This is a genomic window from Streptomyces lydicus (genome assembly GCF_001729485.1).
GTDB classification, from domain to species: Bacteria; Actinomycetota; Actinomycetes; order Streptomycetales; family Streptomycetaceae; genus Streptomyces; species Streptomyces lydicus_D.
This window is the reverse complement of record NZ_CP017157.1, coordinates 6471479-6491869: the sequence shown is the minus strand read 5'-3', so window position 1 is coordinate 6491869 and position 20391 is coordinate 6471479. Positions and strand designations below refer to the sequence as shown.

General features: G+C 72.2%; 23 protein-coding genes. 17 read left to right on the top strand and 6 right to left on the bottom strand.

The genetic code is table 11. The annotated features are described in order from the left end of the window. Window positions 1-92: 92 nt before the first annotated feature. Window positions 93-296, top strand: coding sequence for a hypothetical protein (locus SL103_RS28065; RefSeq protein WP_069571701.1), 204 nt, complete (start codon window positions 93-95; stop codon window positions 294-296). Here the strand turns inward: SL103_RS28065 and cofC are convergent. Then, window positions 277-948, bottom strand: coding sequence for a 2-phospho-L-lactate guanylyltransferase (gene cofC, locus SL103_RS28060; RefSeq protein WP_069574185.1), 672 nt, complete (start codon window positions 946-948; stop codon window positions 277-279). The two genes, SL103_RS28065 and cofC, sit on opposite strands and share 20 nt — an antisense overlap. A gap of 140 nt (window positions 949-1088) precedes the next feature. Here cofC and SL103_RS28055 point away from each other — a divergent pair, with 140 nt between their 5' ends. The 3 genes from SL103_RS28055 (at window position 1089) to SL103_RS28045 (ending at window position 4165) form a co-directional block, all read left to right on the top strand. Then, on the top strand, window positions 1089-1949 hold the full coding sequence (locus SL103_RS28055) for a lysophospholipid acyltransferase family protein (protein ID WP_069571700.1): 861 nt from the start codon (window positions 1089-1091) through the stop codon (window positions 1947-1949). Next, entirely contained in the window at window positions 1946-2947 is a 1002-nt protein-coding gene (locus SL103_RS28050) for an NAD(P)H-dependent glycerol-3-phosphate dehydrogenase (protein WP_033266878.1), read from the top strand. Before SL103_RS28055 ends, SL103_RS28050 begins: the two co-directional genes overlap by 4 nt. 81 nt (window positions 2948-3028) lie before the next feature. Further along, complete coding sequence (locus SL103_RS28045; protein ID WP_069571699.1) at window positions 3029-4165, top strand: D-alanine--D-alanine ligase family protein; 1137 nt, start codon at window positions 3029-3031, stop codon at window positions 4163-4165. Here the strand turns inward: SL103_RS28045 and SL103_RS28040 are convergent. Both SL103_RS28040 and SL103_RS28035 read right to left on the bottom strand, forming a co-directional pair. Next, window positions 4162-4653, bottom strand: a complete 492-nt coding sequence (locus SL103_RS28040; RefSeq protein WP_069571698.1) for a DUF3515 domain-containing protein — start codon at window positions 4651-4653, stop codon at window positions 4162-4164. The genes SL103_RS28045 and SL103_RS28040 overlap by 4 nt on opposite strands. Before the next feature lie 9 nt (window positions 4654-4662). Next, window positions 4663-4896 carry an Lrp/AsnC ligand binding domain-containing protein gene (locus SL103_RS28035; RefSeq protein WP_069571697.1) on the bottom strand — a complete coding sequence of 78 codons (234 nt, stop codon included), beginning with the start codon at window positions 4894-4896 and terminating at the stop codon, window positions 4663-4665. Window positions 4897-5054: 158 nt separating this feature from the next. Here SL103_RS28035 and SL103_RS28030 point away from each other — a divergent pair, with 158 nt between their 5' ends. After that, complete coding sequence (locus SL103_RS28030; RefSeq protein WP_069571696.1) at window positions 5055-6014, top strand: thiamine-phosphate kinase; 960 nt, start codon at window positions 5055-5057, stop codon at window positions 6012-6014. A 70-nt stretch (window positions 6015-6084) separates the two neighbouring features. Further along, complete coding sequence (gene thiD / locus SL103_RS28025) at window positions 6085-6888, top strand: bifunctional hydroxymethylpyrimidine kinase/phosphomethylpyrimidine kinase (protein ID WP_069571695.1); 804 nt, start codon at window positions 6085-6087, stop codon at window positions 6886-6888. Between the two features lie 119 nt (window positions 6889-7007). On the opposite strand, the gene rpmB is transcribed toward thiD, so the two are convergent. Beyond that, entirely contained in the window at window positions 7008-7193 is a 186-nt protein-coding gene (rpmB, locus tag SL103_RS28020; RefSeq protein ID WP_006602870.1) for a 50S ribosomal protein L28, read from the bottom strand. A gap of 232 nt (window positions 7194-7425) precedes the next feature. Between rpmB and SL103_RS28015 the strand changes: the two genes are divergently transcribed. The 9 genes from SL103_RS28015 (at window position 7426) to mutM (ending at window position 17676) form a co-directional block, all read left to right on the top strand. After that, window positions 7426-9090 carry a DAK2 domain-containing protein gene (locus SL103_RS28015; protein WP_069571694.1) on the top strand — a complete coding sequence of 555 codons (1665 nt, stop codon included), beginning with the start codon at window positions 7426-7428 and terminating at the stop codon, window positions 9088-9090. Between the two features lie 58 nt (window positions 9091-9148). After that, entirely contained in the window at window positions 9149-12202 is a 3054-nt protein-coding gene (locus SL103_RS28010) for a helicase-related protein (RefSeq protein WP_069571693.1), read from the top strand. A gap of 185 nt (window positions 12203-12387) precedes the next feature. After that, a complete protein-coding gene (gene rsmD / locus SL103_RS28005) occupies window positions 12388-12987 on the top strand; it encodes a 16S rRNA (guanine(966)-N(2))-methyltransferase RsmD (RefSeq protein WP_069571692.1) in 600 nt (199 codons plus the stop codon). 26 nt (window positions 12988-13013) lie between these two features. Next, the gene (gene coaD / locus SL103_RS28000) at window positions 13014-13496 is read left to right on the top strand and encodes a pantetheine-phosphate adenylyltransferase (RefSeq protein ID WP_208870064.1); all 483 of its coding nucleotides are present in this window, start codon (window positions 13014-13016) and stop codon (window positions 13494-13496) included. Between the two features lie 129 nt (window positions 13497-13625). Beyond that, window positions 13626-14798 carry a cell division initiation protein gene (locus SL103_RS27995; protein WP_069571690.1) on the top strand — a complete coding sequence of 391 codons (1173 nt, stop codon included), beginning with the start codon at window positions 13626-13628 and terminating at the stop codon, window positions 14796-14798. 198 nt (window positions 14799-14996) lie between these two features. Beyond that, entirely contained in the window at window positions 14997-15590 is a 594-nt protein-coding gene (locus SL103_RS27990) for a YceD family protein (RefSeq protein ID WP_244304064.1), read from the top strand. 2 nt (window positions 15591-15592) lie between these two features. Next, window positions 15593-15766 carry a 50S ribosomal protein L32 gene (gene rpmF / locus SL103_RS27985; protein ID WP_028802425.1) on the top strand — a complete coding sequence of 58 codons (174 nt, stop codon included), beginning with the start codon at window positions 15593-15595 and terminating at the stop codon, window positions 15764-15766. A 7-nt stretch (window positions 15767-15773) separates the two neighbouring features. After that, complete coding sequence (gene rnc / locus SL103_RS27980; protein ID WP_244304063.1) at window positions 15774-16643, top strand: ribonuclease III; 870 nt, start codon at window positions 15774-15776, stop codon at window positions 16641-16643. A gap of 106 nt (window positions 16644-16749) precedes the next feature. After that, entirely contained in the window at window positions 16750-17676 is a 927-nt protein-coding gene (gene mutM, locus SL103_RS27975) for a bifunctional DNA-formamidopyrimidine glycosylase/DNA-(apurinic or apyrimidinic site) lyase (RefSeq protein ID WP_069571687.1), read from the top strand. Between the two features lie 27 nt (window positions 17677-17703). On the opposite strand, the gene SL103_RS27970 is transcribed toward mutM, so the two are convergent. After that, window positions 17704-18129 carry a winged helix-turn-helix transcriptional regulator gene (locus SL103_RS27970; RefSeq protein ID WP_069571686.1) on the bottom strand — a complete coding sequence of 142 codons (426 nt, stop codon included), beginning with the start codon at window positions 18127-18129 and terminating at the stop codon, window positions 17704-17706. A gap of 138 nt (window positions 18130-18267) precedes the next feature. Here SL103_RS27970 and SL103_RS27965 point away from each other — a divergent pair, with 138 nt between their 5' ends. Then, window positions 18268-18873 (top strand): flavodoxin family protein, encoded by a 606-nt coding sequence (locus SL103_RS27965; protein WP_069571685.1) that lies wholly within the window; start codon window positions 18268-18270, stop codon window positions 18871-18873. Window positions 18874-18995: 122 nt separating this feature from the next. Here SL103_RS27965 and SL103_RS27960 read toward each other — a convergent pair whose 3' ends face one another. After that, window positions 18996-19925 carry a CAP domain-containing protein gene (locus tag SL103_RS27960; protein WP_079146022.1) on the bottom strand — a complete coding sequence of 310 codons (930 nt, stop codon included), beginning with the start codon at window positions 19923-19925 and terminating at the stop codon, window positions 18996-18998. A gap of 177 nt (window positions 19926-20102) precedes the next feature. On the opposite strand from SL103_RS27960, the gene SL103_RS27955 reads away from it, so the two are divergent. Beyond that, window positions 20103-20384 carry an acylphosphatase gene (locus tag SL103_RS27955; RefSeq protein WP_033266894.1) on the top strand — a complete coding sequence of 94 codons (282 nt, stop codon included), beginning with the start codon at window positions 20103-20105 and terminating at the stop codon, window positions 20382-20384. Window positions 20385-20391 lie beyond the last annotated feature (7 nt).

The window sequence follows — 20391 nt, the reverse complement described above, 5'->3', positions numbered from 1 at the left end:
GCAGCGGCGACGCCATGCGTCGGGCCGGTCTCCCTCCGGGGAGCCCGGCCCGCGGTGCGTGTGGCCGCCCGCCGCCGTCTAGGCTCTCTCCCATGCAGGCCACCGCGTACACGTACGACTCCGAGACCCGCTCCGGCAGCGTGCTGCTGGACGACGGCACCCCGCTGCCCTTCGACACCGCGGCGTTCGACGCCGGCGGTCTGCTGCTGCTCCGGCCCGGTCAGCGGGTCCGTATCGAGGTCACCGGCGAGGGCGACGCCCGGCACATCGAGCTGATCACGCTCCAGACGCTCTGACCTGCGGCGGCAGCCGCGGGGCCTGGAGCGCCGTGTGCGGGCCCACGCCCAGCGCCAGCGCCGCCCGCAGGTCCTCGCCGGTGTCCACGTCCCGGCGTACCGAGGGCACGTCCGCCGCGACGATCTCCCGCGCCCCCGATGCCAGGTGACGCGCCCGGGACGCACCGCCGAATGCCGGTTCCAATTCCACTCCGGAAGTCGCGGTCAGAAGTGTTGTCCCGATATCCGCCGCATCCGCGAGAAATGCACGGGGAAATAGCGAAGCGGAATGGAGCACCAGTTCCAGTTCTGCCGGGCGCAGCGCGGGCAGGTCGGCGTTCAGTGCGGCGACCGGCGCGCCCGGGCGGCGGGAGCGGACGGCGGCCGCCCCGTGGGCCAGCGCCGCGTTCAGTCCGGCCCGCGGTGTGTCGGGCACGACGGACGCGCCGAGGGCCGCCAGCCGCTCCGCGGCCAGCTGATCGTCCGTGACAACCGCCACATCCCGCACGTTCGCGCAGGCCAGCGCCGCCGCCACGGTGTCCAGGGCGAAGGCGAGGGCCAGCCGGGGCCGGAACTCCTCACCGGCGGCCCGCGAGAGCCTGCTCTTGGCCCGCACCAGCGGTTTCAGCGGCACCACCAGGCTCCAGCCCACACCCGCTCCGTCTCTTCGCATCCGCGCCATTCTCACCTGCTGCCGCCGCTCTCCGGGAGCGCCGGGGTTACGGTGTCCTCGACATAGCGGGTACCTGGGGCGACACTTGTGCGGCTGCCGGCCCGTAGCAGCTTTGCAGGTCCCACAAGGAGGGTGTCCCAGTGTCCCGCCGCAGAATCGGCTTCTGGTACCGCTTGGCCGCGGTCATCTGCAAACCGCCGCTCTTGGTTCTGTTCAAGCGGGACTGGCAGGGAATGGAGCACATTCCGGCCGACGGCGGATTTATCACCGCGGTCAACCACAACTCGTATCTTGATCCGCTCTCCTATGCGCACTATCAGTACAACACCGGGCGGGTCCCCCGATTCCTCGCCAAGGCCGGACTCTTCCGGAGCGGCTTTGTCGGTCTGATGATGCGCGGCACCGGCCAGATCCCCGTCTACCGGGAAACCACCGACGCGGCCACCGCGTTCCGCGCCGCCGTCACCGCCATCCACAAGGGCGAATGCGTCGCGTTCTACCCCGAGGGCACCCTCACCCGCGACCCCGAGCTGTGGCCCATGCAGGGCAAGACCGGCGCCGCCCGCGTCGCGTTGCTGACCAAGGCGCCGGTCATCCCCGTCGCGCAGTGGGGTGCCAACGACGCGATGCCGCCGTACGCCAAGGAGAAGAAGCTCCGGCTCCTCCCGCGCAAGACGCTGCGGGTGAAGGCCGGCCCGCCGGTCGACCTGAGCGCGTTCTACGACCGTGAGCCGACCGCCGAGGTGCTGCGGGCGGTCACCGACACCATCATGGCGGCCGTCACCGAGCAGCTCGCCCAGCTCCGCGGCGAGCCCGCGCCGGCCGAACCGTACGACTGGCGCAAGGCGGTCGCCCAGGAGCGCCGCGCCGCCCGCGAAGCGGCCAAGGCCGAGCGGGCCGCCGCCGCGGCCCCCGTCGAAGCGGCCGCCGCCACCGAGGGCGTCGCCGCCCCGCAGCAGGCCCGAAGCACCCAGCAGGCACAGGAGGATGAAGGCAAGTGACGCGCTGCGCCGTCTACGGCACGGGGTCCTGGGGCACCGCATTCGCGATGGTGCTCGCCGACGCGGGATGCGAGGTGACCCTGTGGGGGCGCCGTGCGGCCCTGGTCGACGCCGTCAACAACGGCCGTACCAACCCCGACTACCTGCCGGGGGTCGAGCTCCCCGCGTCCGTACGGGCCACCACCGACCCCGCGGAGGCGGCGCGCGGCGCGGAGTTCACCGTCCTCGCCGTCCCCTCCCAGACGCTGCGCGGCAACCTCGCCGAGTGGGCGCCGCTGCTGCCCGCCGACACCGTCCTGGTCTCCCTGATGAAGGGCGTCGAGCTGGGCACGGCCAAGCGCATGAGCGAGGTCATCGAGGAGGTCGCCAAGGCGCCCGCGGAGCGCGTCGCGGTGCTGACCGGACCCAACCTCGCCAAGGAGATCGCCGCCCGCCAGCCGGCCGCCGCGGTCATCGCCTGCACCGACGAGGCGGTCGCCCGCCGGTTCCAGACCGCCTGCCACACCTCGTACTTCCGGCCCTACACCAACACCGACGTGGTGGGCTGCGAACTGGGCGGCGCGGTCAAGAACGTCATCGCGCTCGCCGTCGGCATCGCCACCGGCATGGGGCTGGGCGACAACGCCAAGGCATCCCTGATCACCCGCGGGCTGGCCGAGACCACCCGGCTCGGCCTCGCGATGGGCGCCGACGCCCACACCTTCGCGGGCCTGGCCGGCATGGGCGACCTCGTCGCCACCTGCTCCTCGCCGCTGTCGCGCAACAACACCTTCGGCACCAACCTCGGCCGCGGGATGACGCTCCAGGAGACCATCGCGGTCACCAAGCAGACCGCCGAGGGCGTCAAGTCCTGCGAATCGGTACTGGATCTGGCGCGCCGGCACGGCGTCGACATGCCGCTCACCGAAACCGTTGTGGACATCGTCCACGAGGGCAAGCCGCCGATGGTGGCCCTCAAGGAGCTGATGTCGCGCAGCGCGAAGTCCGAGCGGCACTGAGCGACCGTCCGCGAGCGCCACGCCACCAACGGCCGCCGCAGCACTGACGCAGCCGCTACCAGCAGGTACCCTCAACGCGATATGAGCAGCCAGACCCCCTCCCACAAGCCCCGCGTCGCCGTCGTGTTCGGCGGCCGCAGCTCCGAGCACGCCATCTCCGTACTCACCGCCGGAGCCGTGCTGCGCGCCATCGACCGCGAGAAGTACGACGTGCTGCCCATCGGCATCACCACGGACGGCCGCTGGGCGCTGACCGCCGACGACCCCGATCGGATGGCCATCACCGACCGGCGGCTGCCCAGCGTGGCCGAGCTCGCCGAGTCGGCCGAGGGCGGCGTGGTGCTCCCGGTCGACCCGACCAACCGCGAGGTCGTCTACAACGAGCCGGGCTCGGTGCCCAAGGTGCTGGGCGAGGTCGACGTGGTCTTCCCCGTCCTGCACGGCCCCTACGGCGAGGACGGCACCCTGCAGGGCCTGCTGGAGCTCTCCGGCGTGCCCTACGTCGGCTCGGGCGTGCTCGCCTCCGCCGTCGGCCAGGACAAGGACTACATGAAGCGGGTGTTCACCTCCTTCGGGCTGCCCGTCGGCCCGTACGAGGTCATCCGCCCCCGGGAGTGGGAGAACGACCCCGCCGCCGCCCGCAAGAAGATCGTGGACTTCGCCGGTGAGCACGGCTGGCCGCTCTTCGTGAAGCCCGCCCGGGCCGGCTCCTCCATGGGGATCAGCAAGGTCGACGACATCAGCGGCCTGGACGAGGCGATCGAGGAGGCCCGCCGGCACGACCCCAAGATCCTCGTGGAGTCGCTGCTGCGCGGCCGCGAGATCGAGTGCGGGGTGCTGGAGTTCGAGGACGGCCCGCGGGCCAGCGTGCCGGCCGAGATCCCCCCGGTCACCGCGCACGACTTCTACGACTTCGAGGCCAAGTACATCGACTCGGCCACCGGGATCGTCCCCGCGCCGATGACCGCCGAGCAGACCGCGAAGGTCCAGGAACTGGCCGTCGCCGCCTTCGAGGCCGCCTCCTGCGAGGGGCTGGTGCGCGCGGACTTCTTCCTTCAGGACAACGGCGAGTTCGTGATCAACGAGATCAACACCCTCCCCGGCTTCACGCCCATCTCGATGTACCCGCGGATGTGGCAGGAGAGCGGCGTGAGCTACCCGGAGCTGATCGACCGGCTCCTCCGGGCCGCGCTGCAGCGCTCGACGGGGCTGCGCTAGACGCCCTTCGGCACGGTTTTGGTGACGGCGCCCGCGAGGTCGGGGAGTACATCGACCTCGGGGGCGTAGTCGTGCGGGACGGTCACCTCGACGTAGACCTTGCGCAGCACGGTCGTGAAGCGGTAGCCGTCGTCCTGCTTCTCGAAGAGCCACCGGACGCCGTTGACTTCCGCCGCGTCGGGGTTGGGGTTGTAATGTTCATTCCCGTACCTCAGGACGTCGGGCTTCGGTACCCCGCAGCGCAGTTTCACGGCAGGATCGCCCCATATGGCAGTGAAGTCGGAGACGGGCTCGGCGGTACCCCGCTTGAGCCCGTCCACGGTCCGCGGCAATGCCTCGTGGAGCGCCCTGCAGTGCCGCGCCGCCTCTCCCGTGGGCGAGGGCACGGCCGTTTCCACGGAAGACGAACAGCTCACCGTGGTGAACAGCACGGTGAGCAGGGGAAGGGCCAGGTGCCGGCGACGCGTCCAGATCACCCGGCCGAGCATACGGGGGAGCTACAGATGAACGACCGGGCAGGTAAGGGTGCGGGTGATGCCCTCCACTTGCTGGACCTTGGCGACCACCATCCGTCCCAGCTCGTCGACGGTGTCGGCCTGTGCGCGCACGATGACGTCGTAGGGGCCGGTGACGTCCTCGGCCTGCAGCACGCCGTGGATCTTCGAGATGACGTCCGCCACCGCCGAGGCCTTGCCGACCTCGGTCTGGATCAGGATGTAAGCCTGTACCACGGAACCTCCAGGGCGGCTACGAGGATCATGTGGGGAGAAGGGACGCCACGGTACCGCGTCACCGTGCGGAGCGGGGAGACCCGCGCGGTGAACACGGCAAGTACGGCGCAGTCGTCAGCCACGTACGGACCGTCCGTACACATGGGAAGGGCAACATCATGAAGGGCACCGTGGGGGAGCTGGGGGAGTTCGGTCTGATCAGGGAGCTCACCTCCCGGCTCACCTCCACCCCGGCCGTACGGATCGGGCCGGGGGACGACGCCGCGGTGGTGACCGCGCCGGACCGGAGGGTGGTCGCCAGCACCGACGTCCTCCTGGAGGGCCGGCACTTCCGGCGGGACTGGTCCACCGCCTACGACGTCGGCCGCAAGGCCGCCGCGCAGAACCTCGCCGACATCGCGGCGATGGGCGCGGTGCCCACCGCGATCCTGCTCGGCCTGGTCGTGCCCGCGGAACTCCCCGCGACCTGGCCGACCGAGCTGATGGACGGGCTGCGCGACGAGTGCCAGGTCGCCGGCGCCGCGGTCGTCGGCGGTGACGTCGTACGCGGCGACATCATCACCGTCGCCATCACCGCGCTCGGCGATCTGCGCAACCAGGAACCGGTCACCCGGGCCGGCGCCCAGCCCGGCGACGTGGTCGCGGTCACCGGCTGGCTGGGCTGGTCCGCGGCCGGGCACGCGGTGCTCTCCCGCGGCTTCCGCTCGCCGCGCGCCTTCGTGGAGGCGCACCGCCGCCCCGAGCCGCCGTACCACGCGGGCCCGGCCGCCGCCGGACTCGGCGCCACCGCGATGACCGACGTCAGCGACGGACTCGTCGCCGACCTCGGGCACATCGCCGAGGCGAGCAAGGTGCGGATCGATCTGCGGTCCGCCGCGATCGACATCCCCTCGCAGATGTCCGACATCGGTACCGCGGTCGGCGTGGACCCCATGCAGTGGGTGCTCAACGGCGGTGAGGACCACGCCATCGTGGCCACCTTCCCGCCGGACGTGAAGCTGCCCGCCCGGTGGAAGGTCATCGGCGAGGTCCTCAACCCGTCCGCGCTGCCGCAGGTGACGGTGGACGGCGCCCCCTGGGCGAAGGCCGGCTGGGACCACTTCGGGGACAACGAGTAGAGGGGCGGCGTGTAGCGGCTTCCTCTGGGGGCGGAGGTCGGGTGACGGGAGGGCGAGTAGATTCGCCGGTATGCACATACCTCCTCGCGTCCTGACCGTCGCCGGGTCCGACTCCGGCGGCGGCGCGGGCATCCAGGCCGACCTCAAGACGATGCTGGCGCTCGGCACCCACGGCATGAGCGTGCTGACCGCCGTCACCGCCCAGAACTCGCTGGGCGTGCAGGGCGCCTGGGAACTGCCGGCCGAGGCGGTACGGGCCCAGTTCCGCAGCGTCGTCGACGACATCGGCGTCGAGGCGGTCAAGACCGGGATGCTGTCCTCGGCGGAGCTCGTCGAGACCGTCGCCGAACTCCTCGTCGGGGTGCCGGCCCCGGTCGTCGTGGACCCCGTGGGGGTCTCCAAACACGGTGATCCGCTGCTCGCCGCGAGCGCCCTGGACGCGGTGCGCGGCAAGCTGCTGCCGACCGCCACCGTCGCCACCCCCAACCTCGACGAGGTCGCCCAGCTCACCGGCGTACAGGTCCGCGACGAGGCCGGTATGCGCCGGGCGGCCGACGCCGTCCTGGAGTTCGGGCCGCGCTGGGCGCTGATCAAGGGCGGCCATCTGACGGCCGGGGCCGGCGCCGTCGACCTGCTCACCGACGGCACCGAGGAGCACTGGCTGCGCGCCCCCCGCTACGACAACCGGCACACCCACGGCACCGGCTGCACGCTCGCCAGCGCGCTCGCCGCCCAGCTCGCCAAGGGCGACACCGTGGTGCGGGCCGCCGCGGCGGCCAAGGAGTACGTCACCGGCGCCCTCGCGGCCGGCTTCCGGCTGGGTGCGGGCATCGGCCCCGTGGACCACGGCTGGCGGCTGCGCGGCGCGCGCTGACCACCCGACGGGCGGGGGCCCGCGAGGGCCCCGCGGGTTCAGGAAAGGCAAAAGCCGGTCCACCACGGGGGTGGACCGGCTTCAGAGGCAACCGGTCGGGCTGCGCTACGACTAAGGCGTCAGCGCGAGACCTTGCCGGCCTTGATGCACGAGGTGCAGGCGTTCAGCTTCTTCGGCGTGCGCCCGATCACTGCACGCACCGTCTGGATGTTGGGGTTCCAACGACGGTTGGTACGGCGATGCGAGTGCGAGACACTCTTGCCGAAGCCCGGCCCCTTGCCGCAGACGTCGCAGTTGGCAGCCACGGGTCACTCCAAAGACTTCAGATGCACTTACGGTGAGATCCCGACGAGCCGAGTGCATTGCCCGGCCGGCGTCGTCAGGAGAGGAATGGCCCGATTCGCATCGGGCAACCGGAGCAGCATACAACGACCGCTCCCGCAGAACGAAACTACCACGCACCCTCGGGCCCCCGCCCCGGCCTCCCCGTCGTCGCGCGGCTACTGTGCGGTGCATCCCGCGACCCAGGAGGACGACGTGCCGAACCCGCTCGACGCCGCCGCCGTCCGCGCCTGGTGCGGACTGGCCCTGGAGGCGCTCGGCCGGGAACGCGAGCGGATCGACGCGATCAACGTCTATCCCGTGGCCGACGGGGACACCGGCACCAATCTCTACCTGACCCTCGAATCGGCCGCCCGCGCGGTCGAGGCCGCCTTCGACGGGCATGCCTCGGCCGGCACCGCGCCCGGCCTCGCCGACGCCATCGGCGCCATGGCGCACGGCGCCCTCATAGGGGCGCGCGGCAACTCCGGAACGATCGTCGCGCAGCTGCTGCGCGGGATGACCGAGGTGCTGGCGGCCGACGCGGCCACCGCCGACGCCGGCCGTTCCGCCGAGGCGCTGCGGCGGGCGCTGCGCCGGGCCGCCGCCTCGACGTACGAGGCGGTGGCGCACCCCGTGGAGGGCACCGTCCTGACGGTGGCTACCGCCGCCGCGGACGCCGCCGAGCGGGCCGCCGGCCGGACCGGAGGCGCCGCCGAGGTGGCCCGCGCCGCTCACGAGGGCGCCCGCAGCGCCCTGCGGGCGACCCCCGGCCAGCTCGCGGTCCTCGGCCGGGCCGGCGTCGTGGACGCCGGCGGCTGCGGGCTCGTCGCGCTGCTGGGCGCGCTCGCCGACGCGCTCTCCGGGGAGACCTCGGTGACCCCGGTCGCCGTACGGGCCGATGCCCCGCTCCCCGAGGCGGCCGGCTGCGAGGCCGCCACCCGGGCGGCTGCGGACGGCTGCCACCACGCCGACGGGCCCGCCTTCGAAGTGATCTACCTGCTGGAAGCCGGCGACGACGCCGTGGCGCGGCTGCGCACCCGGCTCGACGGGCTCGGCGACTCCCTGGTGGTGGTCGGCGGGGACGGCCTGTGGAACGTCCACGTCCACGTCGACGACGCGGGTGCCGCCGTGGAGGCCGGCATCGAGGCGGGCCGCCCCTACCGGATCCGCATCACCCACTTCGGCGGCGCCACCCGCCTCAAGGAACCGGCGATGGCGGCGCGGGCGGTGGTCGCGGTGGTGCCGGGCGCCGGGCTCGCCGGGCTGTGCGCCGAGGCCGGCGCGACCCCCGTCGCCGTACGGCCGGGGGAGCCGCCCGCCAGCGGCGAACTGGTGCAGGCGATCCGGCAGGCGCACGCCCGCGAGGTGATGCTGCTGCCCAACGATCCCGAGCTGCGGCACACCGCGGCGGCCGCTGCCGAGCAGGCCCGTACCGAGGGCGTGCGGGTCGCCCTGATCCCCACCCGCTCCGCGGTCCAGGGCATTGCGGCGCTGGCCGTGCACGAGCCGGGCCGCAGCTTCGACGAGGACGTGGTCGCGATGACCTCGGCCGCCGGCGCGACCCGCTACGCCGAGCTGGCCGTCGCCGAACGGCAGTCGTGGACGATGGCCGGGGTCTGCCAGGCCGGGGACGTCCTCGGCCTGATCGACGGCGATGTCGCGGTGATCGGCTCCGACCTGACCGTCACCGCGACGACCGTGCTGGACCGGATGCTGTCCGCCGGCGGGGAGATGGTGACCCTGGTCCTGGGCGCCCAGGCGCCCCCCTCGCTCGCCGAGCGGCTGGAGCGGCACGTCCGCGAGCGGCACCTCGCCGTCGACACGGTCGTCTACGACGGCGGGCAGCACGGCGCGCCCCTGCTCATCGGCGTGGAGTGACGGCACCCCGGCGGCCGGTACCGGCGCAATTGTCAGAGGTGTGGTGTGCAATAGACGCGTGGCAGCGCTCGACGAACCTCTGAAGAAAATCCTCGGTGGCACCACCGCGAAGGTGCTGGCCGAGCATCTCGACCTGCATACGGTCGGCGACCTGTTGCACCACTACCCCCGGCGCTACGCCGAGCGCGGCGAGCTGACCCGGCTCGCCGATCTCCCGTTGGACGAACACGTCACGGTCGTGGCGCAGGTCGCCGACGCGCGGGTGCTGAAGTTCAACGCCGGCCGGGGACAGCGGCTGGAAGTGACGCTGACGGACGGCAGCGGCCGGCTCCAGCTGGTCTTCTTCGGCAAGGGCATCCACAAGCCGCACAAGGAGCTGCTGCCGGGCCGCCGCGCGATGTTCGCCGGCAAGGTGTCCGTCTTCAACCGCAAACTCCAGCTCGCGCACCCCGAATACGAGCTCCTCGACCGGGACGCCGACAGCGGGGCCGTGGACGCCTTCGCCCAGCAGCTGATGCCGATCTACCCGGCCTGCCAGCAGATGGCGTCGTGGAAGATCGCCAAGGCGGTCGACGCGGTGCTGCCCAGCGCGCAGGACGCCGTCGACCCGCTGCCGCAGGCGCTGCGCGAGGGGCGGTCGCTGGTCCCGCTCACCGAGGCGCTGCTCAAGATCCACCGGCCCGGCAGCAAGGCCGACATCGCCGACGCGCGGGCCCGGCTGAAGTGGGACGAGGCGTTCGTGATGCAGGTCGCGCTCGCCCGGCGCCGCCTCGCCGAGACCCAACTCCCCGCCGTGGCAAGGAGACCGGTCGACGACGGCATCCTCGACGCGTTCGACGCCAAGCTGCCCTTCACGCTCACCGAGGGGCAGCAGAAGGTCAGCCGGGAGATCTTCGACGACCTGGCGACCGAACACCCCATGCACCGCCTCCTCCAGGGCGAGGTCGGTTCCGGCAAGGCGCAGCCGCTGGACGCCCTGGTGCTCACGCCGCGCGGCTTCCGGCCCATGGGGGAGATGACCGTCGGCACGGAAGTGGTGGTGCCCAGCGGCGAGCTCGCCCTGGTGGACGGCGTCTTCCCGCAGGGCGAGCGCGACGTGTGGCGGCTGGTCCTCTCGGACGGCAGCACCGTCGAGTGCGACGACGAGCACCTGTGGATCGTCGGCACCCACGACACCGCGAACGGGCTGACGGAGCGGGTGCTGACGACGCGCGCGCTGCGGGCGGATCTGGTGCGGCCCGACGGCCGCCCCAAGTGGTCCATCGCCCCGGCCACGCCGGTGGACCTGGAGGACGGCGGGGAGCGTCCGCGCGACCCGTACGAGCTGGGGAAGGCGCTGGGCGGCGGCAGCGGCCCCGGCGACCGCGTACCGGACGCCTACCGCAACGCGCCGCTGAAGGACCGGCTGGCCGTGGTGCAGGGCCTGATGGACACGGGAGGCGCGGCCGCCGGGGGCCGGGCGGTGTTCCGCGCGGCGGCCGGGCCGCTGGCCGCCGACCTCGGGTGGCTGGTGCGCTCGCTGGGCGGCCGCGCGCAGTTGAGCGCCGTGGGGGAGGGCGCCTGCGACGTGTACGTGGCGCTGCCGGGCGGGTATCCGCCCTTCCGCGCGGGGAGCGGAGCGGACGCCGCGCCCGGCGACGGCGGCGAGGACTTCCGGCGTGCCGTCCGGGCCGTCGAGCACGTCGGCCGCAAGCCCGTCCAGTGCATCAGCGTGGCGCACCCCGACCACGCCTATGTGACCGACCACTTCACCGTCACGCACAACACCATGGTCGCGCTGCGCGCCATGCTCGGCGTGGTCGACAGCGGCGGCCAGGCCGCGATGCTGGCGCCCACCGAGGTGCTGGCCCAGCAGCACCACCGCTCGATCACCGAGATGATGGGGGAGCTGGCCGAGGGCGGCATGCTGGGTGGGGCGGAGAAGGGCACCAAGGTGGTGCTGCTGACCGGCTCGATGGGGGCCGCGGCCCGCCGGCAGGCGCTGCTCGACCTGGTGACCGGCGAGTCCGGGATCGTCGTCGGCACCCACGCCCTGATCGAGGACAAGGTGCAGTTCCACGACCTGGGGCTGGTGGTCGTCGACGAGCAGCACCGCTTCGGCGTCGAGCAGCGGGACGCGCTGCGCGGCAAGGGGCACTCCCAGCGGGAGAAGCAGACGCCGCACCTCCTGGTGATGACCGCGACGCCCATTCCGCGCACGGTCGCCATGACCGTCTTCGGCGATCTGGAGACCTCCGTCCTGGACCAACTCCCCGCCGGACGCTCGCCGATCGCCACCCACGTGGTGCCCGCCAAGGACAAGCCGCACTTCCTGTCGCGGGCCTGGGAGCGGGTCCGTGAAGAGGTGTCCGCCGGCCATCAGGCGTACGTGGTGTGTCCGCGGATCGGCGACGACGAGGAGGCGGCCGGGGAGGCCCCGAAGGGGGCCAAGAAGGCGTCGGGCGGCTCCAAGGGGGCGACGGCGAAGGCGAGTTCACCGGAGGACGAGGCGGAGAAGCGCCCGCCGCTGGCCGTCCTCGACATCGCCGAGCAGCTCTCGAAGGGCCCGCTGGCGGACCTCCGGGTGGCGGTGCTGCACGGCAGGATGGCGCCGGACGACAAGGACGACGTGATGCGCGCCTTCGCGGCCGGCGAGCTGGACGTGCTGGTCGCGACGACGGTGATCGAGGTCGGCGTGAACGTCCCGAACGCCACCGCCATGGTGATCATGGACGCGGACCGCTTCGGCGTCTCCCAGCTCCACCAGCTGCGCGGCCGGGTCGGCCGCGGCTCGGCCCCCGGCCTGTGCCTGCTGGTCAGCGAGATGCCCGAGGCCAGCCCGGCCCGCGCCCGGCTCGCCGCCGTGGCCAACACCCTCGACGGCTTCGAGCTCTCCCGCATCGACCTGGAACAGCGGCGCGAGGGCGACGTCCTGGGGCAGGCGCAGTCCGGCGTCCGCTCCTCGCTGCGGATGCTCGCGGTCATCGACGACGAGGAGGTCATCGAGGCCGCCCGTGAGGAGGCCACGGCGCTGGTCACCGCCGACCCCGAGCTGACCGGCTATCCGGAGCTGCGGACCGCGCTGTCCGCCCTGCTGGACGAGGAGCGGGAGCAGTATCTGGACAAGGGCTGACGGAAACGACCCGGCCGGTGGCCGCCCCGGCCGCCGGCCGCGTGAGATCGATCACGGGGCCGGGTGCCCGCGCGGCGTCCTCGGCGGGCGCCCGCCCGCGGCCGACGCCATATCGTGGAGGAGCGGAGCCGCCACCGGCCCCCGCACCGCTCCACACCGACCACGCACAACGTAAGGACGGGCCCATGACCCGCGTGATCGCCGGTACGGCCGGCGGCCGCCGCCTGGCCGTACCACCGGGCAACGGCACCCGCCCGACCTCCGACCGGGCGCGCGAGGGCATGTTCTCCACCTGGGAGTCGCTCGACGGACCGCTGGCCGGCGCCCGGGTGCTCGATCTCTACGGCGGTTCCGGCGCGGTCGGCCTGGAGGCCCTCTCGCGCGGCGCCGCGCACGTCCTGCTCGTCGAGGCCGACGCCCGCGCGGTGCGCACCATCCGGGACAACGTCCGAGCGGTGGGCCTCCCGGGCGTCGAGGTCCGGGCCGGCAAGGCCGAGCAGACCGCCGCCGCACCGGCGCCGGGCGAGCCGTACGACCTCGTCTTCCTGGACCCGCCGTACGCGGTGACCGATCAGGAGCTCTGCGAGATCCTGCTCACACTCCGTGGTCAGGGGTGGCTAGCCGAGCAGGCACTCGTCACCGTGGAACGGAGCACCAGAGGCGGCGCGTTCCCGTGGCCGGCCGGTTTCGAACCGATCAAGGCCCGTCGCTACGGCGAGGGCACGCTTTGGTACGGTCGCGCCGCTTCGACGTCCGCCGAATCGACGTCAACAAGCGTGTCATGACCCGATCGGAGAGCGAGGAACCGAAGTTGCGCCGTGCCGTCTGTCCGGGGTCCTTCGACCCCATCACCAACGGGCACCTGGACATCATCGCCCGTGCCTCCAAGCTGTACGACGTCGTCCATGTCGCCGTGATGATCAACCAGTCCAAGAAGGGGCTGTTCACGGTCGAGGAGCGGATCGACCTGATCCGCCGGGCCACCGCCGAGTACGGCAACGTCGAGGTCGAGTCCTTCCACGGCCTGCTGGTCGACTTCTGCAAGCAGCGCGACATCCCCGCGATCGTCAAGGGGCTGCGGGCCGTCAGCGACTTCGACTACGAGCTGCAGATGGCCCAGATGAACAACGGCCTCTCCGGCGTGGAGACCCTCTTCGTCCCCACCAACCCCACCTACAGCTTCCTGTCCTCCAGCCTCGTCAAGGAGGTCGCCGCCTGGGGCGGTGACGTCTCCCATCTCGTCCCGCCGTTCGTCCTCGACGCGCTCAGCGAGCGGCTGCGCGCGAAGGGCTGACGCCGGCCACGGCACACCGGCCGTACCGCCCGGCTGATGGAGCGTCAGCCGGTGTCGGGCGGGGGCTCGTGGACGTACAGTCGACCCGTTCCGTCGTTCCAATCCCCTTCAGAGAGTGGCGAGTCCAAGGTGGACGTGCAGAAGAAGCTCGACGACATCGTCGCGACCGTCGGCGGCGCCCGGTCCATGCCCATGTCGGCATCGTGCGTGGTCAACCGCGCCGAGCTGCTCGCCATGCTGGAGGAGGTGCGCGCGGCGCTGCCCGGCTCGCTCGCGCAGGCGCAGGAACTCATCGGCGGCCGGGAGCAGCTGGTCGAGGAGGCGCGGGCCGAGGCGGAGCGGATCATCGAGTCCGCGCACGCCCAGCGCGGTTCGCTGATCTCCGACACCGAGATCGCCCGGCAGTCCCAGGAGGAGGCGGACCGGATCCTCACGGAGGCCCGCCGGGAGGCCGAGGAGATCCGCGCCGAGGCCGACGACTACGTCGACAGCAAGCTCGCCAACTTCGAGGTCGTGCTCACCAAGACCATCGGATCCGTCGACCGCGGCCGCGAGAAGCTGCTCGGCCGCGGGCCGGACCACGACGAGCAGGGCTACCTCGACGAGGACGGCACCCGGCCCCCCGAGCGCAGCGCCGACCCGGAGACCCTCCGGCAGCGCGCCGACGCCTATGTGGACGCCAAGTTCGGGGCGTTCCAGGCGGTGCTGACCAAGACGCTGGAGGCGGTCGGCCGGGGCCGCGACAAGCTCCAGGGCGCCCAGGCGATCGACGAGCTCGCGGCCCACATGGCGACCGCGGGCGACCCGCTGACCGGCCAGCCGCAGGCCGACGCCGAGTATCTGGCCGAGCTGGCGGGCATCGGCGCCGACCGGGACACCCAGGCGCCCCAGGCGCCCCAGGTTCCCCCGATGCCGCAGACGCAGCCCCAGCAGATGCAGGACCACCAGCAGGTGCAGGACCACCAGCAGCCCCTGCACCCCCAGGACCACCAGCAGCCGCTCCAGCCCCAGCCGCAGCACCAGGACTACTACGACCCCGCCGCCTACCAGCAGCAGGACGTCTACGGCTACCAGCCCCAGCAGGCCGCCTACGCCCAGCACCAGGACCCGTACGGCTACGACTGGCAGCAGCAGGCCCAGCAGCAGGGCTACGACCCCAACGCGTATTTGCAGCAGCAGGTGCCCCAGCAGGCCCAGCACCACCAGGCGCCGCAGCCCGGCGCGCTGGACGAGACCAGCCTCTTCGACACCAGCATGATCGACCTGGATCAGCTGCGGCAGTACGAGGAGGGGCGCCAGTAGGCGGTCCGCCGCCGAAAACCGCTCTCCGGCCGGGAGCGGATTGGGCCTATCGGGGCCCGTCCAGTATCCTGGCTCTTCGGTCGCGCGTATTGACGCGATCTCTGCTGCCCGAATTCCTCAGAGGGAATACGGGTGGCGTGCAGACCCCGTAGAAAGCAGGAAGCCATCAACGCCCGCCTCGACCACCGCTCCCCTCTCGTGTTCGACACACGTGAGCTGGGCCGGCGTCCCGGTGCGCTCAAGAGGGTCTCCCGCTCCGTCGAGGCCCCCCGGGATCTCGGCAACGAGGTCATCGGAGTGCCCGAGGGTGCGACGGTGGAACTCGACCTCCGCCTGGAATCGGTCATGGACGGTGTGCTTGTCACAGGTACCGCCCGTGCGACCGTCAAGGGGGAGTGCGTAAGGTGTCTGGAGCCGCTGGAGCGTGAGCTCGACAGCGACTTCCAGGAGATGTTCGCCTACCCCGACGCCGATGCCCGCGTCCACGACAAGGACGCCGGCGACGACGCCGAGGACGAGGAGGACACCCTCTTCCTCGAGGACGACCTGTTCGACCTCGAACCGGTGCTGCGCGATGCGGTGGTGCTCGCACTGCCGATGCAGCCGGTGTGCCAGGACGACTGCCCGGGCCTCTGCTCCGACTGTGGAGCGCGGCTCGCGGACGACCCGGACCACCATCACGACGCCGTCGACATCCGTTGGGCGGCACTGCAGGGACTCGCCGAGACCGTCAAGGACGGCGAGAAGGACAACGCACCCCGCGACGGCGGGGATGAACCTCAGGAGAAGTAGCCGTGGCTGTTCCGAAGCGGAAGATGTCGCGCAGCAACACGCGCCACCGCCGGTCGCAGTGGAAGGCTGCGGTCCCCACCCTGGTGGCGTGCGAGCGCTGCCACGAGCCCAAGCAGCAGCACATTGCGTGCCCCGCTTGCGGCACCTACAACAAGCGCCAGGTCCTCGAGGTCTGAGCGGCTGGTGACAGGCACTGTGTCTAGCCCCAAAAAGGCGGAAGACGCCCATTCGACTCCTCGCACGCGCGAGGGTGAACAGGCTCCGGCGGACACGGCCTCGTCTCACACGCTTCTGGAAGGGCGGCTCGGGTACAAGCTCGAGTCCGCCCTTCTGGTGCGTGCGCTGACGCACCGCTCGTACGCATACGAGAACGGCGGTCTGCCCACCAACGAGCGGCTGGAGTTCCTCGGGGACTCGGTGCTCGGCCTGGTGGTCACCGACACGCTGTACCGCATTCACCCCGACCTGCCCGAAGGCCAGCTGGCCAAGTTGCGGGCCGCGGTGGTCAACTCGCGTGCGCTTGCCGAGGTGGGCCGCGGCCTCGACCTCGGCGCCTTCATCCGCCTCGGCCGGGGCGAAGAAGGCACGGGCGGCCGGGACAAGGCGTCCATCCTTGCCGACACCCTTGAAGCAGTGATCGGCGCGGTCTATCTCGACCAGGGCCTCGACGCGGCCGCCGAGCTGGTGCACCGGCTCTTCGACCCGCTCATCGAGAAGTCCTCCAGCCTGGGCGCGGGCCTGGACTGGAAGACCAGCCTCCAGGAACTCACCGCGACCGAAGGTCTCGGCGTCCCGGAGTACCTGGTCACCGAGACCGGCCCGGACCACGAGAAGACCTTTACTGCTGCTGCCCGCGTCGGTGGTGTCTCGTACGGCACCGGCACCGGCCGCAGCAAGAAGGAAGCCGAGCAGCAGGCGGCCGAGTCGGCGTGGCGCGCGATCCGCGCCGCGGCGGACGAGGCGGCCAAGGCGGCATCCTCCGGCGACGATGCGTCGCCGGCTTCCGACAGCTCGGCTCCGGCCACCGGCGACACCTCGTCGCCGGGGCACTGAAGCACCGTTTCTGACCCCGTACGGGCGGCCGCGCGCCGTCCGTACGGGGTCAGAAGTCTTTCCCGCATCCCCTGTTGCCCCCTCCCGCCGTCCCGAGGAGTCCTCCGTGCCCGAGCTGCCCGAGGTCGAGGTCGTACGCCGCGGACTGGAGCGCTGGGTCAGCGGCCGGACGATCGACGCGGTCGAGGTACGCCATCCGCGCGCCATCCGCCGGCACACCGCCGGTGCGGCCGACTTCGCGGCCCGGCTCAAGGGGCTGCGGGTGGGCGTGGCCCGCCGGCGCGGCAAGTACCTCTGGCTCCCGGTGACCGGAGGCGGCCCGGCCGCGCAGACCGCGGCCGAGGGCATCGCCCCGCTCGTCACGCCGTCGGTCACCCACGGCCTGGCGATCCTGGCCCACCTCGGTATGAGCGGGCAGTTGCTGGTCCAGCCGCACGACGCTCCCGACGAGAAGCATCTGCGCATCCGCGTCCGCTTCGACGACGACCAGGACACCGAGCTCCGCTTCGTCGACCAACGCACCTTCGGTGGCCTCTCGGTGCACGACACCGTTCCGGGCGACGCCGACCAGCTGCCGGACGTCATCGCGCACATCGCCCGCGACCCGCTCGACCCGGCCTTCGACGACGCCGCCTTCCACGACGCGCTGCGCCGCCGCCGGACCACCGTCAAGCGGGCGCTGCTCGACCAGACGCTGATCAGCGGGGTCGGCAACATCTACGCCGACGAGGCGCTGTGGCGCAGCAAGCTCCACTACGAACGGCCCACCGCCACCTTCACCCGCCCGCGCACCGCCGAACTGCTCGGCCACGTCCGCGACGTGATGAACGCCGCGCTCGCCGTCGGCGGCACCAGCTTCGACAGCCTCTACGTCAACGTCAACGGCGAGTCCGGCTACTTCGACCGGTCCCTGGACGCCTACGGGCGCGAGGACGAACCGTGCCGCCGCTGCGGCACCCCGATCCGCCGCCGCCCCTGGATGAACCGCTCCAGCTACTTCTGCCCCCGCTGCCAGCGGCCGCCGCGGGCCTGAGCGCGGGGTGCCGGCAGGCCGGACGGATCAGGCCCCGGCGTGCCGGGCGTCGTAGTGCTCCCGCGCGGCGAGCACCTGCGGCATCCGGTCCTCCACGAGGTCGATCAGCTGCCGCAGCTGGCGGGCGACCTGGAGTCCGAGCGGCGTCAGCGCGTAATCCACTCTGGGCGGGTTCGTCTGCTGTGCCTCGCGGCGTACGAGCCCGTCCCGCTCCAGCGCGTGCAGGGTCTGGGCCAGCATCTTCTCGCTCACCCCGGCCACCCGGCGGCGCAGTTCGTTGAAGCGGAACGTGCCGTCGAGCAGCGCGCCCAGCGTCAGGCTGCCCCATCGGTCGGTGATGTGCTTGAGCGCGTCACGGGAGGGGCAGTCGCGCGCGAACACGTCGTAGGCCAGGTCGTCCGTACAGCCGGCGGCGGATTCGCCGGCCGGCTGCGGGGTGCTCTCGGTCGCCATGCGGACACCATACCTCCGCACAGCGCTAACCATTGGGTTGCGCTTTCTAAAAGTTAGTGCTTCTCTTTCTGTCGTCGCCCTGATCGGCGTCCGCGCGGCACGACCACCCGGACGCCGTTACCCGGAGGAGAATCCGCCATGACCAGCCCCGCCCTGCCCGCCCCCGTCGTCTCGATCGCGTACCACTCCGGCTACGGCCACACCGCCGTCCTGGCCGAGGCGGTGCGCTCCGGTGCCGCCGATGCGGGCGCCACCGTCCACCTGATCAAGGTGGACGAGATCACCGACGCGCAGTGGGAGCAGCTCGACGCCTCCGACGCGATCGTCTTCGGCTCGCCGACCTACATGGGGACCGCCTCCGGCGCGTTCCACGTCTTCGCCGAGGCGACCGCCGGGCGCTGGGCGACCCGCGCCTGGCAGGACAAGATCGCCGCCGGCTTCACCAACTCCGCCTCGAAGAGCGGGGACAAGCTGCACACCCTGCAGTTCTTCACGGTCCTCGCCGCCCAGCACGGCATGAGCTGGGTCGGTCTCAACCTGCTCCCGGGCTGGAACTCCTCCACCGCCTCCGAGAACGACCTGAACCGGCTCGGCTTCTTCCTCGGGGCCGCCGCCCAGTCCAACAACGACCAGGGCGCCGAGGGCGTCCACAAGGCGGACGTCGCCACCGCCGAGCACCTCGGCCGCCGCATCGCCGAGCAGGCCCGCATCGTGACCGCGGGGCGCGCCGCCCTCGCCGTCTGACCTGCCGCCGCGGCCCGGGAGACCGTGACCCGCGCAAGGCCCGCGCCGCCCCGTGATCCGTCACGGGGCGGCGCGGGCCTTCGGTGCAGCGGCGGCCGGGGATGCCGGAGGGGCGGGTGGGGTCAGAAGCCGAAGTCCTGGGTCCACCACGGGCCGCCCGGGCCGAAGTGGACGCCGACGCCGAGGGTCTTGTACTCGCAGTTGAGGATGTTCGCGCGGTGGCCGGGGCTGTTCATCCAGGAGTCCATGACGGACTGGGCGTTGGCCTGGCCGCGGGCGATGTTCTCGCCGCCGAGGTCCGTGATGCCCTTGGCGCGGGCGCGGTCCCACGGGGTGTGGCCGTCGGGGTCGGTGTGGCTGAAGAAGCCGCGGGCGGCCATGTCGTCACTGAACCCCTGTGCGAGCGCGTCCAATTCCGGGTCCGCCGTCACGGGGGAGCAGCCGGCCTGCGCGCGCTCCTGATTGACCAGCGAGAGGACCTGGGCCGCCGTGGACGATCCGCTGTCGGGGGTCTTCGAAGCGGCCGCGGTGGGGTGCGGCGCGGCTGAGGAGGGGGCCGGGTCGGACGGGGCGGGGCGGTGCGAACCGTGGGTCGCGGCGGGGGATTTGGCGGACCGCTGGGGCACGGGCGACGTCGAGGGCGTCGTGGGGGAGGAGGGGCGGACGGTGCCGGGGAGGGCGGAACGGCCTTCGCCGCGGCTCGTCGGGGCCGTGGCCCGGTCCGAAGGGGACGCCGACAGGCCGCCCATCGGGGCGGTGGCCTCGGGCAGGGCGTCGGCCCGGACCCGGTCCTGGTCGCTGCTCGTACCGCCGTCGAACTGGCCGCTGCCGGGGATCAGTCCGGAGGCGACCGCCACCGCTCCCATCGCCACCGCGGCGGAGGCGCCGAGCAGTCCGGTGCGTACGGGGGCCGCTCCACGGCCGCGCGCCGCACGGTGGGAGCGGCGTGCCGCGGGAGCCGACGCGGCCGGCAGGACTGCCGTCGGGGCGTCAACAGGCCCCGTGCCGGGGGCTGCGGGGGCGTGGGGAGCAGAGCGTCGATGGCGGCCCATCCACTGTCTTCCTTACTCCGGTGCGAGCACCGGCTCCACGGGAGCGGCTACCGCCGCACAGCTTCCTCGCGTCAAGATGATTCACCCGAAAGAGTGAGCCTCGCTGACCGGGGACTGTACGCCATGACGCAAGGGGGCGAAGTGTTCGTTGAGCAATTGGCCGGTTAACGTGCACACATGAAGGAAGATGTCCGTGTGACCGCGTGGGTGCGTGGTCAGGTCCAGGGTGTCGGCTTCCGCTGGTTCACCCGCGCCAACGCACTTCGCATCGGCGAACTCGCCGGATTTGCAGTCAACCTCGGTGACGGCCGGGTCCAAGTGGTCGCCGAGGGGCCGAAGGATCACTGCGACCAGTTGCTGGAGTGGCTGCGTACCGGAGACACGCCCGGGCGCGTCGACGGAGTCACTGAGATATGGGACACGCCCCGGGGTGGCTACGACGGCTTCGAGATCCGCTGATCCGGCC

What these genes read in the sequence shown, in the direction of transcription:
- SL103_RS27955 (WP_033266894.1), top strand. Translation starts at nt 20,103, where the DNA reads ATGAAGGAAGATGTCCGTGTGACCGCGTGGGTGCGTGGTCAGGTCCAG.
- SL103_RS28030 (WP_069571696.1), top strand. Translation starts at nt 5,055, where the DNA reads ATGAAGGGCACCGTGGGGGAGCTGGGGGAGTTCGGTCTGATCAGGGAG.
- SL103_RS27960 (WP_079146022.1), bottom strand. Translation starts at nt 19,925, where the DNA reads ATGGGCCGCCATCGACGCTCTGCTCCCCACGCCCCCGCAGCCCCCGGC.
- SL103_RS27970 (WP_069571686.1), bottom strand. Translation starts at nt 18,129, where the DNA reads ATGGCGACCGAGAGCACCCCGCAGCCGGCCGGCGAATCCGCCGCCGGC.
- SL103_RS28045 (WP_069571699.1), top strand. Translation starts at nt 3,029, where the DNA reads ATGAGCAGCCAGACCCCCTCCCACAAGCCCCGCGTCGCCGTCGTGTTC.
- rsmD (WP_069571692.1), top strand. Translation starts at nt 12,388, where the DNA reads ATGACCCGCGTGATCGCCGGTACGGCCGGCGGCCGCCGCCTGGCCGTA.
- SL103_RS28065 (WP_069571701.1), top strand. Translation starts at nt 93, where the DNA reads ATGCAGGCCACCGCGTACACGTACGACTCCGAGACCCGCTCCGGCAGC.
- thiD (WP_069571695.1), top strand. Translation starts at nt 6,085, where the DNA reads ATGCACATACCTCCTCGCGTCCTGACCGTCGCCGGGTCCGACTCCGGC.
- SL103_RS28040 (WP_069571698.1), bottom strand. Translation starts at nt 4,653, where the DNA reads ATGCTCGGCCGGGTGATCTGGACGCGTCGCCGGCACCTGGCCCTTCCC.
- SL103_RS27965 (WP_069571685.1), top strand. Translation starts at nt 18,268, where the DNA reads ATGACCAGCCCCGCCCTGCCCGCCCCCGTCGTCTCGATCGCGTACCAC.
- cofC (WP_069574185.1), bottom strand. Translation starts at nt 948, where the DNA reads ATGCGAAGAGACGGAGCGGGTGTGGGCTGGAGCCTGGTGGTGCCGCTG.